15 protein-coding genes are annotated in these 16,377 nt (G+C 73.5%); 9 read left to right on the forward strand and 6 right to left on the reverse strand.

Annotated elements, in window-relative coordinates; genetic code table 11:
• The first annotated feature begins 32 nt into the window (after positions 1–32).
• The 3 genes from LE181_RS18885 (at position 33) to LE181_RS18895 (ending at position 1,011) form a co-directional block, all read left to right on the forward strand.
• Positions 33–347, forward strand: coding sequence for a hypothetical protein (locus LE181_RS18885; protein ID WP_225662487.1), 315 nt, complete (start codon positions 33–35; stop codon positions 345–347).
• Between the two features lie 116 nt (positions 348–463).
• A complete protein-coding gene (locus tag LE181_RS18890) occupies positions 464–751 on the forward strand; it encodes a hypothetical protein (RefSeq protein ID WP_225662488.1) in 288 nt (95 codons plus the stop codon).
• A gap of 17 nt (positions 752–768) precedes the next feature.
• Positions 769–1,011 (forward strand): hypothetical protein, encoded by a 243-nt coding sequence (locus LE181_RS18895; protein WP_190107786.1) that lies wholly within the window; start codon positions 769–771, stop codon positions 1,009–1,011.
• Here LE181_RS18895 and LE181_RS18900 read toward each other — a convergent pair.
• Positions 999–2,186: an aminotransferase class V-fold PLP-dependent enzyme gene (locus LE181_RS18900; protein ID WP_225662489.1), complete on the reverse strand. Its 1,188-nt coding sequence runs from the start codon at positions 2,184–2,186 to the stop codon at positions 999–1,001. The genes LE181_RS18895 and LE181_RS18900 overlap by 13 nt on opposite strands.
• Before the next feature lie 191 nt (positions 2,187–2,377).
• Here LE181_RS18900 and LE181_RS18905 point away from each other — a divergent pair, with 191 nt between their 5' ends.
• From LE181_RS18905 to LE181_RS18920, 4 genes are all read left to right on the forward strand, one after another.
• Positions 2,378–3,934 carry an alpha/beta hydrolase gene (locus LE181_RS18905; RefSeq protein ID WP_225662490.1) on the forward strand — a complete coding sequence of 519 codons (1,557 nt, stop codon included), beginning with the start codon at positions 2,378–2,380 and terminating at the stop codon, positions 3,932–3,934.
• A 67-nt stretch (positions 3,935–4,001) separates the two neighbouring features.
• Entirely contained in the window at positions 4,002–5,243 is a 1,242-nt protein-coding gene (locus tag LE181_RS18910; RefSeq protein ID WP_225662491.1) for a glycosyltransferase, read from the forward strand.
• 69 nt (positions 5,244–5,312) lie between these two features.
• Positions 5,313–6,599: a wax ester/triacylglycerol synthase domain-containing protein gene (locus LE181_RS18915; RefSeq protein WP_225662492.1), complete on the forward strand. Its 1,287-nt coding sequence runs from the start codon at positions 5,313–5,315 to the stop codon at positions 6,597–6,599.
• Positions 6,600–6,701: 102 nt separating this feature from the next.
• A complete protein-coding gene (locus LE181_RS18920; protein ID WP_225662493.1) occupies positions 6,702–7,640 on the forward strand; it encodes an alpha/beta fold hydrolase in 939 nt (312 codons plus the stop codon).
• A 43-nt stretch (positions 7,641–7,683) separates the two neighbouring features.
• Here the strand turns inward: LE181_RS18920 and LE181_RS18925 are convergent, their stop codons facing one another.
• Positions 7,684–8,610, reverse strand: coding sequence for a D-alanyl-D-alanine carboxypeptidase family protein (locus tag LE181_RS18925; RefSeq protein WP_225662494.1), 927 nt, complete (start codon positions 8,608–8,610; stop codon positions 7,684–7,686).
• Between the two features lie 217 nt (positions 8,611–8,827).
• Positions 8,828–10,450, reverse strand: coding sequence for a phospholipase D-like domain-containing protein (locus LE181_RS18930; protein ID WP_225662495.1), 1,623 nt, complete (start codon positions 10,448–10,450; stop codon positions 8,828–8,830).
• 254 nt (positions 10,451–10,704) lie between these two features.
• Between LE181_RS18930 and LE181_RS18935 the strand changes: the two genes are divergently transcribed.
• A complete protein-coding gene (locus LE181_RS18935; protein WP_225662496.1) occupies positions 10,705–11,751 on the forward strand; it encodes a tetratricopeptide repeat protein in 1,047 nt (348 codons plus the stop codon).
• A 61-nt stretch (positions 11,752–11,812) separates the two neighbouring features.
• Complete coding sequence (locus tag LE181_RS18940; protein WP_225662497.1) at positions 11,813–12,871, forward strand: polyprenyl synthetase family protein; 1,059 nt, start codon at positions 11,813–11,815, stop codon at positions 12,869–12,871.
• A 30-nt stretch (positions 12,872–12,901) separates the two neighbouring features.
• Here LE181_RS18940 and LE181_RS18945 read toward each other — a convergent pair whose 3' ends face one another.
• The 3 genes from LE181_RS18945 to LE181_RS18955 form a co-directional block, all read right to left on the reverse strand.
• Positions 12,902–13,462, reverse strand: coding sequence for an RDD family protein (locus tag LE181_RS18945; protein WP_225662498.1), 561 nt, complete (start codon positions 13,460–13,462; stop codon positions 12,902–12,904).
• A 151-nt stretch (positions 13,463–13,613) separates the two neighbouring features.
• Positions 13,614–14,948, reverse strand: a complete 1,335-nt coding sequence (locus LE181_RS18950) for an MFS transporter (protein ID WP_225662499.1) — start codon at positions 14,946–14,948, stop codon at positions 13,614–13,616.
• A gap of 89 nt (positions 14,949–15,037) precedes the next feature.
• Positions 15,038–16,228, reverse strand: a complete 1,191-nt coding sequence (locus LE181_RS18955; RefSeq protein ID WP_225662500.1) for an alpha/beta hydrolase — start codon at positions 16,226–16,228, stop codon at positions 15,038–15,040.
• Between the last annotated feature and the right edge of the window lie 149 nt (positions 16,229–16,377).

Below are 16,377 nucleotides of genomic sequence, written 5' to 3' on the forward strand. Positions count from 1 at the left end.
CGTCCCGGTGGCGTCGACGAGCATGGCGCACTGTGCGACATCCGCTCCGCGTGCTCGGCTCCCTGGCGCTCGCCGCGCTCGTCACCCTCACCGCCCCGCCGCCGGCCGCCCGGGCGACCACCGGCACGTTCGTCTACCACACCCGGCCGGGCACCGTGCGGCACGGACTGCCGGATCCCGTCGAGGGCCGGTGCTACGCCGTCGGCTACGCCCAGGGCGTCACCGGCAACGAAACAGACCTCAACGCCTATCTGTTCGACACACCCGACTGCCGGGGCGCGGCGGCGTACTTCCCCGCCGGTTTCTACGGTGTGCAGGCGTTCCAGAGCGTCGTCTTCCTGCACTGAACGCCGCGGTGGGCAACGGCGGTCCGGTGGCACGGAACAGCCCCTCGGGTTCCTCTGATACGGCGAGGACAATTTCGCTACTCTGGGCGGTCGAGCCGCCGACGCGGGGAGGACCCATGAGCACCGGCCCGGTGTGGAGCATCGAACGTATTCGCGACGCTCTCGGCAGTCCCGACCTGTCCCGGCGCTTCGCCGACGAGATCGGCAGTGCCCCGGCGCACACGGTCCCGGCCGTGTTCGCCAAGTGGCAGGGCATCGCCGAACGCACGCTCGCCGCCGTCGAACGCGGACGGCAGGCGGCCGCCGCGGAGGCCGCGGGGGGCGAGGTCCCGGGCGAGTGGATCGACATCACCCAGAAGGTGCAGGAGGACGCTGCCCTGGTTCGCGCCCACGGAGGGGCGTGAGCTGACACGCTGAGGCCGTGTACGCGCTCAAATACGATGCGACGATAGCGGCCGTCTGGGACTCCCTCCCGGCGCCGGTGAGCGGACAGCTCAGCGACGTCCTCGCCGCGGCCTGCGCGGACCCCCTGTCGGTGACCGTGCCGTACGGCGAGGACGACGGCATCATGCGGATGCTCGTGCTCGACGACGTCTTCGTCGTCATCTACCTGGGGCACCAGACGAAGACGCTGCACATCTACCAGATCGACTACCTGGGCTGACCCGTCCGGGCGAGGCCGGCCAGGGCGGCCACCGCCCGGTCGAGCTCGTCCTCGGTGTTGTAGTAGTGCGGGGAGAGCCGTACCAGCGGGTGAACGCCGCGGTCCTCGGTGTCGAACTGCGACTGGCCGGGCCAGGTGATGCTCACGTTGATCCCCTCGCGGGCCAGCGCGGCCTTGACCTCGTCCGCGGGCACGCCGTCGACCTTGGCGGTCACGATGGCGCACCGCTCGCGTCCCAGGTCGTACGTGGCCACTCCCGGCAGCGCGTCGAGCCGTTCGCGCAGGGCGGCCCCCAGGGCGATCGCGCGCTCGCCGGTGGCCGCGACGCCCAGTTCCAGGGCCTGCCGCACGGCGCTGCCCAGGCCGAGCACGCCGGCCCAGCCCATCTCCCAGGTGGCGAAGCGCCGTGCACCCGGCTGCCAGGTGAATCCGCGCTTGCCGTCCCAGACCGCGGACGCGGCCTCGCTGACGTGCGGGTCGAGGCGGTCGAGGATGCCGGGGCCCACCCACAGGAAGCCGGTGCCGCGCGGGCCCCGGAGGAACTTGCGGCCGGTGGCCGCGAGCAGGTCGCAGCCGATCTCCTGGACGTCCACGGGGAACTGGCCGACCGACTGCGTGGCGTCGAGGAGGAACGGCACCCCGGCCCGGCGGGTGATGCGGCCGATCTCAGCGACCGGGTTGACCAGGCCGCCGCTGGTGGGCACGTGGCTGATGCCGACGAGCCGGGTGCGCTCGTCGATGAGGGCGGCCAGGGCCGCGGTGTCGAGCCGGCCGTGGACGTCGTTGGGCACCACGACGACCTCGGCCCCGGTGCGCTGGGCCACCTGCAGGTAGGCCAGGATGTTGCTGCCGTACTCGGCGCGGCCGGTCAGGATCCGGTCGCCCGGCCCGAAAGCGAGGGAGTAGAAGGCGGCCTGCCACGCGTGCGTGGCGTTGTCGAACAGCACCACCTCCTCGGGGCGGCCGCCGACGAGTTCGGCGAGGGCGGCGTAGACGTCCTCGACGGCCTCTTCCCGCTCGGTCGCGGCCTCGTAGCCGCCGATGCGGGCTTCGAGTTCGAGGTGGGCGGTCATCGTGTCGAGGGTCCGGCGGGAGACCAGCCCGGCGCCGGCGTTGTTGAGGTGCACGCGGTGGGCGCAGCCGGGGGTGTCCCGGCGCAGTGCTGCGATGTCCATGGAGCGTTCCTCCTGATGGGGAGAGTGCCCTTGCCGGTCGACTTCACCATGGAACCCCCGCCGGTCGACAGTCCCCTTTCCGGCCCGGGGGTGGCACCAGCACCACCCCGGGGTCGGATACTGGCGGGATCGATCCGGTACGTGCCGGGCGGCAGCATCGACTGCGCAACCGCAACCGCGCAGGAGGATCGATGTTCACGTTCGGGAAGTCGCGGCGGATGAGGTCCGCCCTGTCGGGCGCCGTGGTGACGGCGATAGCCGCCGCCGTCCTTCCGGCATCCGTCGCCCAGGCCCGGCAGGCCGTGCCCGCCCGCTACGCCCAGCAGCACCTGGACTGGCAACGGTGCGGGAAGGACTCGCCGCTGGAGTGCGCGACGATGGCGGTGCCGCGCGACTGGCACGACCCCGGCGCGGGGCCCGACCTCACCGTCGCGGTCTCCCGGCACCGCGCGGGCGACCCGGCGAAGCGGCGCGGGGTGCTGATGATGGCGGCGGGCGGCCCGGGCGGTTCGGGCCTGCAGCGGCCCCGGTGGCTCGCCGGGGGCTCGGCCGCGATCGACGCCGCGTACGACGTGGTGAGCTTCGACCAGCGCGGCGTCGGGAACAGCACGCGGGCGGTGTGCGAGAGCGACGCGGAGTTCGCGGACTTCACCGCGGGCGACTTCCGCGACCGCTCCCCCGCCGCGGTGCAGCGGGTGGTGGACCGTTCCCGCGCGTTCGTGGAGCACTGCACGAGCCGCAGCGGGGACCTCCTGCCCTACCTCACCACCGAGCAGACCGTCCGTGACATGGATCTGTTCCGGTCGCTGCTCGGGGAGAAGAAGATCTCCTACTACGGCGCCTCCTACGCCACGATGGTCGGCGCCTACTACGCGACGCTCTTCCCGCAGCGCGTCGAGCGCGCGGTGCTCGACAGCAACATCGCGTTCGACGGCTCCTGGGAGAGCTTCACGACGGGGCAGCCCATGAGCTTCCAGCGCCGCTTCGAGCAGGACTTCCTGCCCTGGCTGGCGCGGTACGACGGCGTCTACCACTACGGGCGGACCGCCGCCGAGGCGAAGGCGACGTGGGAGCGGCAGCGCAGTGCCCTGCGCGCGCACCCGGTCACGGCCGGCGACACGGTGATCGGCCCCAACCAGCTGGACAACGGCACGCTGCAAGCCATATACAACGCGGGCCAGGGCTTCCAGCCGCTCGCGGGAGCGCTGGCCGCGCTCGACCACTGGGACACCGCCGGCACGCAGGAGAAGGCCCTCGTCACTCAGGTCTTCGGCTCGTACTCGGGTCCCGGCTTCTTCGCCGAGTACTTCTCCGTCACCTGCAACGACACGCGGTGGGACCGGAACATCGACCGCTGGATCGAGCGCAGCGGCAAGGACACCGCGGAGCTGCCGCTGGTCGGCGCCCGCGAGCTCGCCTTCGCGGCGGTCTGCGCGGCCTGGCCGGCGTCGAAGGCGCCCCGGGTGAAGGTCACCGGCGCCGGCCTGCCGACGACACTCCTGGTCAACTCGGTCCACGACCCGGCCACTTACTACGAGGCGGCGGTGCGGGCCCACCGGGCGCTGCGCGGCTCGCGCCTGGTCACCGTCACCGACGACGGCGACCACGGCCAGTTCGAGAACGGCAACGCGTGCGTGGACGGCGTCGTGAACGCGTACCTCGTCGGGGGAACGGCGCCGGAGCGGGATCTGACCTGTGCGGGCAAGCCGCTGCCGGTCCCGGCGGGGGCGTCCCCGGCGGCGAAGTAGAGCGCGTGCCGTATCCGGGCCGGGTGCCCCCTCGTTGATGCGACAGGGCAGCAGGAAGGCCGGGGACATGCGCATCCAGATCATCACAGCAGGCACGATGGGCTCCGTCGCTCCGTACACGGGCCTCGGTCACCGGCTGTTCGCCGAGGGCCATGACGTGGAGATCGCCGCCCATGCGAGGTTCACGGAGGTGGTGGCCTGCTGCGGTCTGCGCATGCGCGCACTGGAGGCGGATCCCTTCGAGGAGCTGCTGGGCGCGCACAACCGCTTCCGGCGCGCGGTGCGTTCGCCGCGGTCGGTCGTCCGCCTGGTGCGGGCCACCGAGCAGGCGGCGCTCTCCCTCGTCGACGGGATCCTGGCCGCCGTCGACCCCAAGGCCGACCTGGTGCTGCTGTCGGCGCTCGCCGCGCCGGTCGGCAGGGTCGTGGCGCAGTACCACCGGATTCCCAGCATGGGGGTGTTCCTGCAACCCGACGCCCCCACGGCGGCGTTCTCGCCCTGCACGATGCCCTGGAAGCCGCCCGGCTACGCCAACCTGCTGCGCAGCCACGCCGCGAACGCCGTGCTGGACGCGCTCCACGCCACCGCCCAGCGCAGCCTGCACGCCCGGCTGGGGCTGGTGTACCGCAGCGCTCACCGGCTGCGCCGGGAGCGGGAGCGCAGCGGCTGGCCCATCTGGCACGGCTACAGCCCCACGGTGGTGCCCCTCCCCGCGGACTGGCGGCCGGGCCTGGAGGTGGCCGGGTACTGGTGGCCGCACGAGTGTGCGGACTGGCAGCCGCCCGCGCTGGTCACCGACTTCCTGGCGGCCGGGCCGCCACCGGTGTTCGTGGGCTTCGGCAGCATGATGCCCGGCGACCCGGAGCGGCTCGCCGAGATCACGGCGCGGGCCCTGCGCCTGGCCGAGGTGCGGGGCATCGTCCAGTCGGGGTGGGCGGGGCTGTCCGTGATGAACGACGACGTCATCACGGTCGGCCCGCTGCCGCACGGCTGGCTCATGCCGCGCACGGCCGCCGTCGTGCACCACGCCGGGGCCGGGACGACCGCGGCCGGGCTGCGGGCCGGGGTGCCGGCGGTTCCGGTGCCCGTCCTCACCGACCAGCCGTGGTGGGCCGAGCGGCTGGTGCGGCTGGGGGTGAGCCCGGAGGTGCTGCCGCACGCGCGGCTGACCGCCGACCGGCTGGCCGCGGCGCTGCGACGGGCCGGCGAGCCCCGGTTCGCCCGGCGGGCCACGCAGCTCGCCGCCCGGCTGGGCCTGGAGGACGGGGCCGGGGCGGTCGCCCGGGCCGTGGCGGACACGGCCCGCTGAGGAAGGCGCCGGGGGCCCGGCCCCGGCACGCCCGTAGAACCGCGTGAGACCAGGACGTAAGGACACCGCGTGACACCGCATCCGTCGCTGCCCGAACTCGCCTCCTCCGCCCCCGCAGTGGAGCGGCCTGCCCTCAGGCCGATGCCGCCGCTGGACGCCTGGCTGCACCGGCACCAGAGCAGTGGTGCGGTCTGCATGACCGCCGGGGTCCTCGCCCGGTTCGAGGGCCCCGCCCCTGCGCTGCCGCACCTGCGCGACCTCGCGCTCCGCACGTGGGGGGCTCACGAACGGCTGCGCCTGACGCCCGCCGCCGCGGGCGGGCCCGGGGCGTGGCCGCAGTGGGCGCCGGGGCCGGTGTTCGATCCCGGCGCGCACGTTCCCGAGTCGCCCTCTCCCGCGCCGCTGGCCGCCCGTACCGCACAGTTGCTGGCCCATCCCCTCGGTGCGGGCCGGCCGCCGTGGCAGCTGCATCTGCTGCCGGACGGCGAGGACTTCGCGCTGCTGCTGCGAGCCCATCACGCCCTGCTGGACGGCGTCTCGCTCGTCGCCCTGCTGCGGTCCCTGCTCGGTGCCCCGGCACACGTGCCCGGACAGCGCGCCCTGCCGGGCGCGGGGCCGGCGGCCGCCCTCCCCCGCCTCGCGCGGGTACGCGCCCTGGCGGATCTGCTGCCCCGGGCCCGGCCCCTGCCCTTCCACGGGCCGGTGGACCCACGGCGTGCGGTGTCCTGGAGCCGGGTGCCGGCGGCGGAGCTGGCAGCGGCCCGTGACGCCCTGGCCTCCGGCCGGGCCTCCGCCAATGCGGTCTTCCTCGCCGCGGCCGCCGGTGCGCTGCGGGGCGCGGGCGTGACGGGGCGGCTGCCGGGGGTCTGCGCGATGGTGCCCGTCGACGTCCGCGGCGACGACGAGGCGGCGGTGCTGGGCAACCGCTACGCCACCGTGCGGGTGCCGCTGCCCACGGCCGCGGGGGCCCGGCGGCGGCTGGCCGCGGTGGACGGCTTCACGCGGCGGGCGGCGCTCAAGCAGCGGGCGCGGGCGCAGGCGGTGTTCGTCGCGTCGCGGCCGCTGCGGTACGGGCCGGTGTCCGACGCCCTGGGGCGGTACGCGGACTCCCCGTTCCACTCCTCCCTGTTGTGCAGCAGCCTGGCGACGCACACGGGGCCGCTCGCGCTGGGTCCGGCGCGGCTGACCGGCCTGTCCGCGCTGCCGCCGCTCAGCCCGGGGCACCCGGTCGCGATGACGATGGCCGTGCACGACGCGGGCGCGACGGTGACGGTGGTGACCGACCACGGCCACCGCGACCTGGGGGCCCGGCTGGCCGCTCTGGTGCGGGAGGAGATCCGCACGTTCCCGGGGTGAGGGGCGCTCCCCGTCGCGCGGGCCGTGGGCCGCGGCGGCAGTAACGTCCCGCCGCGGTTCTCGTTCCCCCTGGTGAAGTCCCCCCACGAACGGAGACCGGCCGTGCCGACTCGTTCCGCCCTCTTGGAAGAGGTCATCCCGCTCACTCTCGACGGTTACGCGTACAGCGGCCGGGTCGTGCACCAGCCGAACGCGAGACTGGCACCCGTCGTCCTGGTGGGCGGTGCGTTCCAGCGCCAGAACGCGTGGGGCCGGCTGGAGCAGGGGTTCCTGGAGTCGGCGAGCGTCATCACGGTGGACCTTCCGGGCTGGGGCGGCGCGGACCGGCTGCCGGCCCGGTACGGCTTCGACTTCCTCGCCAGAGCGCTCGACCAACTGCTGTCGAAGGTGGCCCCGTCCCCGGTCAACGTGCTCGGCGGGTCCTACGGCAGTGCCGTGGTCCACCAGTGGGTGCGCGACCACCCCGGGCGGGCGGAGCGGATGGGCCTCGTCGGCACCATGTCCCATCTGGCGGACCACGTACGGGCCCGCGTGGAGGACACGCTCCGCATGGCGGAGAAGGGCCGGCACGACGAGTTCGTCGAGTGCGTCGTCGAGACCATGGTGTGCACGTCCCCGCGGGTGACGGTCACGCGCCGGCCGACGATCGTCCGGTGCCTGAGCCGCGCCCTGCACGACATGACGGCGGACGACCTCGCCAAGTACGAGGACAACTCCCTGCGGCTGCTCGCCAGTCCCCGGCTCCCCGCCGGTCCCGCCGTGCGCGTCCCGGCGCTGGTGACGACCGGCGAGCACGACCCGCTGAGCACGCCCGCGCTGAGCCGGGAGGCGGCCTCGCGGCTCGCGGACGCCCGGTTCACCACGGTCAAGGACGCCGACCACCTCGTCCATCTGGAGCGGCCCGCCGAGGTGGTCGACCTGATGACGCGGTTCTTCTCCGGAGAGCCGCTCGTGGGCCTGGACTACTGCCACGCCGTCGAGCACGTCCGGCCCCGGGCGAGGAACACCCTGCCCTCGCCCCGCCCCTCCAACGAGCCCTGAGGCGGCCCGGCCCCCGGCGGGAGCCGGGCCACCGTGCCGCAGGTCAGTCCTCGTGGGCGCCCATGGGCAGTTGGCGCAGCTTCAGTGAAGTGCGCTCCCCGTAGGCGTAGTCGAGCATCTTCGCGGCGTCCGGGTAGCGTCCGGTGCGGTCGTCGAGCACGACGCCGACGACCGTTCGGCCGCTGCGCCGGGCGGCGAACACGAGGCAGGGGCCCGCGGCCCGCGTCGAGCCCGTCTTGATCCCGAGGACCCCCTGGTAGGAACCGAGCAGCTTGTTGGTGTTGTACCAGGTGTACAGGCGGTTGACGTTGGCCGCCTTCTGCTGCGTGGTCAGCGACTTCATGACGGTCAGCAGCGTGCGGTCACCCATCGCGTGCCGGGCGAGCTTCGCCAGGTCGCGCGGGGTGGAGTAGTTGCCGCCACCGGAGGAGATGCCGTCGAAGGAGTCGTAGTGGGTGTTGCTCATCCCCAGGGCGCGCGCCTTCTCGTTCATCCCGGCGATGAAGGACGCTGTGCGCTCCTGCTCCGTCGCGCCGTCGCCGAGGGCGTCGGCCAGTGCGTACGCCGCGTCGCACCCGGAGGGGAGCATCATCCCGTAGAGCAGCTGCCGTACGGTCAGTTCGTCGCCGGTGCGCAGGTCGGCGGTGCTGGCCTGGTTGCGCTGCACCCAGTCGCGGTAGGACTGCTTGATCTTCACGCGCCGGTTCAGCTCCCCGGCGTGGTCGTCGACGACCACGACGGCGGTCATGATCTTGGTGGTGCTGGCCATCTGCCGTCGGGTGTCGGCCGCCTTGCCCCACAGGGAGCGGTTGGCGTCGCTGTCGAGCAGGAAGGCACCCTTGGCCGCGATTCCCGGCGGCCCGGCGGCCGCCTCGGCGTTCGCGCCCGGGAGGGCGACCGCGATGGCCGCGGCCGACGCGGTCAGCGCCGCTCCCCAGCGACGGACCGCACTTCCCCCACATGGCTCCATTGAGTCTCCAGATTTCCTCGCTGGTCGGTTCGGGGCCAGCGCATGGTTGCATCCGGAGCGAGGCGGAATGAAATCCGTTCACTATGGAGTGAAGACGATCGGATCATTCGCCGATATTCGAACGTAGTTATATGAACGAACGGGGGAATGCCCGTACCCATGAGGTACGGGCATTCCCCCGTGGCGCGTCCCGGATGCGTCCGGGCGCTCAGCGGTTTCAGAGCGAGCAGACGCCCCGCGCGTGGTCGACCGTCGCGGTCTCCTGCGAGAACTTCCACTCGGGGTCGAGGAGCTTGGCCTCCAGCTGCCGGGCGGCCTCCGGGCTCTCCACGATGTAGCCGAAGTCCTGCAGCCACGAGGGGTAGAGGTTCTTGGAGCCGATGTAGAAGGCGGAGCTGTCGACCGCCACCAGCTTGTGGTGCAGGGCGTAGGGGTGCCCGTCGGCCCACGTGGCGCTCGCGGAGCTGCGGAAGGTCCCCAGCTGCAGGGTGGAGCACATGGCCGCCTTGGCCTTCTGCTGGTCGCCGCCCTTGAGCAGGGCGAGGCGGTTGCGGAGCGTGTCGCTGATCTCGGCCAGGGACTTGATCTGCGAGTAGCCGCCGCTGCCGACCGCGCCGCGGTTGGCGGGGTCGCTGACGACGATGCGCACCTTCACGCCGGCCGCCATCTTGGCGGCGAGGATGTCGTAGAGGCGGACGTCGTAGCGGGCGATGGGCGGGCAGGTGGCGTTCAGGTCCTGCTGGGAGATCACGATCTGGCGGTCGGCGCTGGCCAGCAGGGCCCGCAGGGCGCTCTCCTCGGGGTTGACCGTGTCGTAGTCACGGTCGGCGTTGGTCTTGTCGGGCAGGCCGACGACGCACTTGGTGTCCGGGGCGGAGGGCAGCTGCGGGCGGAACGCGGAGGCGGGGTCGGAGTCCTTGATGCCGACGCCGAGGCCACCGACGGCGATCACGGGGACGTTGCCCGTGGGACCGGCGGCCTTGGGGCCCGCGTCCTTCTCCATCGTGGGCATGCAGTCGCCGCCCGAGGACGCGAACCACACGCTGGCGATGTTGCTCTTGTTCTGGCACGTCCACGTCCAGAGCGTGTCCAGGTAGCGGCCGGCGGAGCTCGCGGCGGGGCCGGTCAGCGCCAGGTCCACGTCGGTCACCGGGTGCTGGGTGTCGACGTAGTCGTCCTTCCAGCTGTTGATGCCACCGGTGACGGCCGACTCGCCGTCCACGACGAGGAGCTTGGAGTGGTTCCAGGAGAAGCTGGTCTTCGACGTCGTCATCGACGCGACGTTCAGCGTGATGTCGTCGGCGGCCTTGCCCAGCCGGGCCTTGAGGTCGTCCCGGTACTTCGAGGGCAGCACGTTCATGTGGTAGACCGGCGCGGCGCCGACCAGGACGCGGACCTTCGGCTTGTTGCCGTTCGCGACCGACGCCTTGAGACCGGCGGCTATCGCGTCCTGGAACGCGCCGTTCGGGAAGGGCGCGAGCGTGGAGATGTCCACCGTGCGCCTGGCCTTGGAGATGTTCTCCGTCACCTTGGCCAGGAGGCGCTGGGTGCCGGGACGCTCCTTGCACGCGGCGTCGCCCCAGCAGCCGGGGGTCTGCAGCAGCCAGTCGGAGGGGTCCGCGGCGGAGGCGTCCAGCTTGTTGCCGTCGGTGCGCTGCCAGACGTCACCCTCCAGTCCCGGCGAGACCTCGCGCAGCGCCTTCTCGACGGCGTCGAGGTGCGGGGCGGGCGAGGTGCCGCTCGCGAAGGCCGGGGCCGCGGGCAGGGCGGCCAGGACGACGGCCGAGACCGCCGCACTGCGGGTCAGACGGTGTAAACGGCGGAGCCGGTGGCGGAGCAATGTGCATCCTTAAACGAAGTAACGATTCCGCGAACGGAAGATCAACTCGGAGAAGCTATCAGCTCGCAGGAGTCGTACATCTCACGGATGACACGGTCTTCGGCCACCCGTCCTCAGAGGTACGGACGGCCGCCTCCGAGAGGGATTTCAGCGGATAGGTCCGGGCCATAGCTTCGTGATCACCGGCAGGGCACCCCGGGCGGGCGGCGCGCGCCCGCCTCCCGCCCGCCGGTCCGTCACGAAGAGAGGCAGACATGTACGGCAAGGCATTCGCCCCCGAGTACCGCGGGGCGCTCGGCGAGCTGTCCGTCAACTCCTCCTTGGAGGAGGTGCTGGCCAAGGCCGTCGAGCAGCAGCGACAGGCCCAACTGCGCGGCGCCGCCGTGGAATCGGCGCACGCGGCGCTCGCCGTCGCGGAGGCCAGCCGCAGGCTGGGCCTGGTCGCCGAGGCCGAACGCGCGTGGAGGGCGAGCTACCGCGCGGCACGGCAGGCCGGTGACGAGGGCGCCATGGCCTGGGCCGTGTGGAGCGGCGGCACCCTGGCCCGGCAGCGCGGCGCGCTCGCACTGGCCCGGCGGTTGCTCGCCCTGGCCGCCGGCCTGGCCGAGCGCGGCGGGGACGTCGTGGCCCGCGGCTACTCCCTGGCCGGACTGGCCGAGACCGGCCGCATCCAGGGCGACTACGAGGCCGTCGGCGAGCTGCACGAACAGCTGCTGGCGGAGGCCAGACGGCGGGGCGAGGCCCGGCACACCGTATGGGCGCTGGAGGGCATCGCGCAGATGCACCGCAACACCGGCTCCTACGACACCGCCCTGGCCATGTTCGAGGAGGCGGCGGAGATAGCCGGTGACGCCGACGACGCCCGCGGCCGGGCCTGGGCCCTGCGCGGCATAGCCGACGTGCTCTCGCTGCGGGGCGAGACCGCCCGCGCGCTGGAGCTGCTGACCGGGGCCGAGACCACCTGCCGTCGGATGCGGCTGGTCAGCGCGCTGGCCTACAACCACAAGATGCGCGGCAACGTCCTCTTCCGCGCCGGCCGGTTCGAGGAGGCACGGGCCACCTACGGCGGGGCGCTGGAGGAGTTCCGGGCGATGGACGAGCCGCGGGGCGCCGCTCTGGCCACGCTCGGCCTGGTCAAAGCCCGGGCCCGGCTGGGCCGGGCGGCGGCGGAGACAGCCGCCGACCTGGACGCGCTGCGTCACACGCTCGGCGGGCTGGGGCTGCTGCACGCCAGGGACATGGTCGACGCGGCGCGGGCCGAGCTGGGGCTCGCGGACGTCCCGACGGCACCGGTCCGCTGACGTGCCGGCCACGGAGACCCCGTACACCGACGCATCCGCCCCCGGACGAGAGAGACCCGCCATGACGTCACAGACCGGCCTGCAGGCGGCCCGGGTCTCCCCGCAGCACGTTCTCGGCCGCTGCCGGGAGCTGACCGAACCGGCCCTGAGGGCCGCGGTGCAGGGCCTGCACCCGTGGCCGCGGCGGATGGCCTCGTACGCGCTGGGGTGGTGCGACGCCGACGGCACGCCGCAGGCGGCCGACGGCGGCAAGGGGGTCCGCAGGGCCCTGGCCGTCCTGGGGGCCGAGGCGGTGGGCGCGCCCGCGACGGCCGGCGTCGCGGCGGCGGTCGCGGTCGAGCTGGTGCACGCCTTCTCGCTGGTGCACGACGACATCATGGACGGTGACGAACGGCGGCGGCACCGGCAGAGCACGTGGAAGGCGTTCGGTACCGGCCCTGCGGTGCTCGCCGGGGACGCGCTGTTCGCGCTCGCGGTCGAGACGCTGGCCTGCGCGGAGGGCACCCACGGTGCGGCGGCCGTCCGGCGGCTGGCCGGCGTGCTCCGGGAGCTGATGGCCGGTCAGGCGGACGACCTCCTCTTCGAGACCCGCCCGTGGAGCGGCCCGGATGCGGTGGGGAGGTCCGAGTACGAGGTCATGGCGGCCGGCAAGACCGGTTCCCTGATCGGCTGTGCGCTGACTCTGGGGCCGGTGCTCGCCGGGGCGCCGGGCGGGGTGGTCGACGCGCTCGCCGGGGCGGGGCGGCATCTGGGGGCGGCGTTCCAGGCGGTGGACGACCTGCTGGGGATCTGGGGCGACCCGGGCCTCACCGGAAAGCCGGTCCATGCCGACCTGTTGCGCGGGAAGAAGACCCTGCCGGTGCTCGCGGCCCTGGCCACGGACACCCCGGCCGCCCGCCGGCTCGCCGGGCTGCTGGCCCCGGGGACTCCGCTCGGTCCCGCCGCGGCCCGCCGGGCGGCCCGGCTCGTCGAGGAGGCAGGGGGCCGGGACGCCGTTCTGGCCGAGGCCCGCCGCCGTGCGGCCGCCGCGCGCGCGTGCCTGTACGGGGCACCGCTGGGGACGGCCGCGACGGACGAACTCGTCGCGCTCTCCGCGTTCCTGGTGGACCGGAGACTGTGACGGCCGCGGGTCCCGCTCAGCGAGAGGCGGTCACGTCCGGTTGACGACCACGCTGCTGACCGCCTTGTCGTGGAAGCACTGGCGGTACGGCTTGTCCCAGCAGCAGGACAGGGCGTTGATCGGGCCGGCGAGCGGAATGAATCCGATCAGCAGGTAGACGGCCCAGCGCCCGAACGCGGCGCCGAAGGAGAGGTTCTGGCCGTCGGAGAGCCGGGCGACGCGCAGGCCGCAGATGCGCTTTCCGAAGGTGCCGCCGTGCTGCGAGACCATGTAGGGCTCGTAGAAGAGGAACACACCCGCCATGCCGACGATGTTGATCGCGAGGCCGACGCCCGCGGCCGCGCCGCCGGCCTGGCCGAGGACCGCGCCGATCACGGCGACGACCATCACGGCCAGGAAGATGAAGAGCACGTCGAGCAGTCGGGCGCCGAGGCGGGCGCCCTGGTTGGCGAGGGCCTGCTCGGGCGGCCCGGACGGGCCGCCCATCGGGGGCATGCCGGGCTGGTAGTACTGCGGCGGCGGGGCGGGGTAGCCGTAAGGGGACGGACCACCGGGCTGCGGGCCACCGGGCTGTTGCTGGTAATAACTCACACAACTGATCCAATAGGAGACGCCGCCGATCACACAAATCGGTTTCGCCTCCCCTTGGGGATCGATTGCAAACGGTTATGCAGGATGACCGTCCGAAGCCCGGGGCCGGCTCGGTGAGCATTCACTCCATTACTGATGACACGTCAGGCATTTATTCCGCTACGGACTGCGGAGCGGGACGTTTCCGGGGATTTCCGGCGGGAACAGACTCGGCGTGCGGTCGCCCGTCTGCGGCCACTCCGCCCATGTCCTTCCATTCCGACCGGAGGGCGGCCAGATTGGTCGTGCAGAAGTAGGCCACCGCGCCCACGAGGAGCACCGGCGTCAGGCCGGCCGACGCCACGGCCGCTCCCGCGAGCAGCCCGCCGAGCGGGATGCCGGCCCAGGCGACGGAGTCGCCCAGCGCACGGACCCGGCCCAGGAGGTGCCGGGGGACGCGTTCGAAGGAAATCGCGCCCAGGATCGGGTTGAGGAAGCCGCCGCCGAAACCGGAGACGGCGAAGACCGCCGCCACGGCCCACGTTGGGGCGCCGGAGGCGAGGATCAGCCAGCGTGGCGCTCCGGCCAGCAGGAACCCGGCGAAGAACACGAGCCGGCGCGGCAGCCGGTGGGCCACCGCGGCGGCTATGAGGCTGCCGCAGACGGAGGCGATGCCGGCGACGCTGCCCGTCAGGCCGATCGCGGCCGGGCCGCCGCCGCTCTCCTGCGCCCAGACCGGTACCAGGACGGCCGCGAAGGCGGCGTCGAGGAGGTTGGTGACGCAGACCATGACGACGATGGTGAGCAGCAGGGGGTCGCCGCGCAGGAAGGCGAAGCCCTCGCCCAGCCGGCGCCAGTAGCCGCCGGGCGCGGCTTCGTGTCCGGTGTGGTCCGTGACGGGCCTGCCCATGCCGGGCGGCAGGGCCAGCGCGATGATCAGCGAACCGAGCGCGAATCCGGCGGCATTGACGACGAGACCGGCCAGCGGGCCGGTCAGGGCGACCAGGGCCCCGCCGACCGCGGGGCCGACGGTGGCGGCGAGCCGCTCGGTGACGCCCGCCAGTCCCGTCGCCCGCTCCAGCGGCACCCGGCTGAGATCGGCCGCCTCCGGAACCATGATCTCCTTGGCCAGGTCGCCGGGCCCGCGCACCGCCCCGACCACGGCGACCAGGGTCAGCAACAGCCAGAAGGGCAGCATGTCGAGGCTGTGCGCCAGGGGGACGAGCAGGACGGCCAGTGCGCTGACCGAGTCCGTGACCCAGGAGACGGCCCGTGGTCCCACGCGATCGACCAGTGGGCCCGAAAGGGCCTTGACCAGGACATAGGGGGTCATTTCACAGAAGGCGACCAAGCCGGTCAGGGTTGCGCTGCCCGTGGTGACGAGGACGAACCACGGCAGGGCGATCGCCGAGACGCGCGTACCGGTCAGGGAGACGGCGGTGGCGGCCAGGACGCCGGCCAGCGGGCGGAGGCTGCGTCTGCCGGAGACGGTGGTCACCACGGTCACCGCTCTTCCGCTGCAGGGGCGTTCACGGCGGGTCTTTGCTCATCGGGGTCGGTCATGGCCGTCACGGTAGATCGCGGAACGATCTTCGCCTACGGCTTTTCCGGGCGTGCGGCGTGGGCGGTTCGCGGCTGGCGGGCGTCCGCCCGGCTGCCGAGGGTGATGGCGGCGAAGGAGCGCAGGGACGCGGTGCCGGGCGCGAAGTAGTCGCTGTGGCCGTGCGATCCGTCGGAGGGGACGGTCCGGGCGCCGAACCCGGCCGAGGTGGGGTCGGTGCCGTGACCGAGGCCGAAGAGGCGGACGTGGGGCACCTTGCCGATCCAGTCCGCGCCGTTGCGACGCGTCGCCCATATCCGGGCGCCGGTGTGCAGGTCGGCGGCGGAGTCGGCGCGCAGGCCGGGGCTGCCGAGGACGACGAGGTCGGCGACCTCGCTGCCGTCCAGGCCGTGGACCGCCAGGCCGCACAGGACCGAGCCGTAGCTGTGGCAGAAGAGGGCGGGCGGGGCCGCCGGGGCGAGTGCGGCAAGGCCCGCCAGGAAGCGGTCCAGCTGCCCGGCGCCGGCTTCCGCGAGGCGTCCGGTGGCGGCGTCGAGGCCGACCCCCACGGGGGTGGTGTAACCCGCCCACGCGATCACGGCCGTCGGGGTGTCCGGGGACTGCCGGGCCGTCTCGGCGAGCAGGGAACGGGCCATCCCGGCGGGGGTGCCGTAGCGGTCCTTCGTCCGGTCGAAGGAGTCCAGGTCGACGTCCGAGCCGGGCACGACGACCGCGGTGCGCCGGGCCGCCGCCAGGTCCCCGTGGACCTCGGCGAGCCGGCCCCGCCCGCGGGGGTCGAAGGCGAGGACCTGCCGGCCCGGCGCCAGCAGCCGCGCGCAGCGTCCGGCGCGTTCGCCGGCCCGTTCCCGCTCGTGGGCGGGGAGGGCGGAGTCGGCCGCCCTGGCCCGCTGCCGGTCGCGCTCGGCACCGAGGGCACGCCGGTTGGCCGCGTAGCGCAACGACAGGGGGGCGCCGTCGAGGTTGCCCACGATCAGCGGGTGACGGGCCGCCAGTTCCTGTCGTTGACGGTCGGTGAGGGTGGCGAAGAAACGGGCCACCTCGGCCGGCGACGCGGTGGCCGGATCCGGGAGCGGTCGGTGGAGGGAGCCGTCCGCGCGCCAGGCGGCGGCACCGGCCGGCGGGCCGGTCACCACCGTCTGCTCGTCTCCGACAGCCCAGCCGGCCGTGCCTGCCATCACGGTCGTGGCGAGCGCGACGGCGGCCAGGGTGCGCTTGAAGCGACGCATGGACGGTTCCCCTCGTGGTGGTGCGGTGACGAGGGGGAACGTAGGGACGGAATGGTTGACGGTACGTCACCCCACGGAGCCAACCACGACGTCATACCGGGGTATGACGGGTACCGACCGGCCGGGCCGGAGGCCGGTGTTCATCTGCG

The organism is Streptomyces sichuanensis (assembly GCF_020328095.1).
GTDB classification, from domain to species: domain Bacteria; phylum Actinomycetota; class Actinomycetes; order Streptomycetales; family Streptomycetaceae; genus Streptomyces; species Streptomyces cinnamoneus.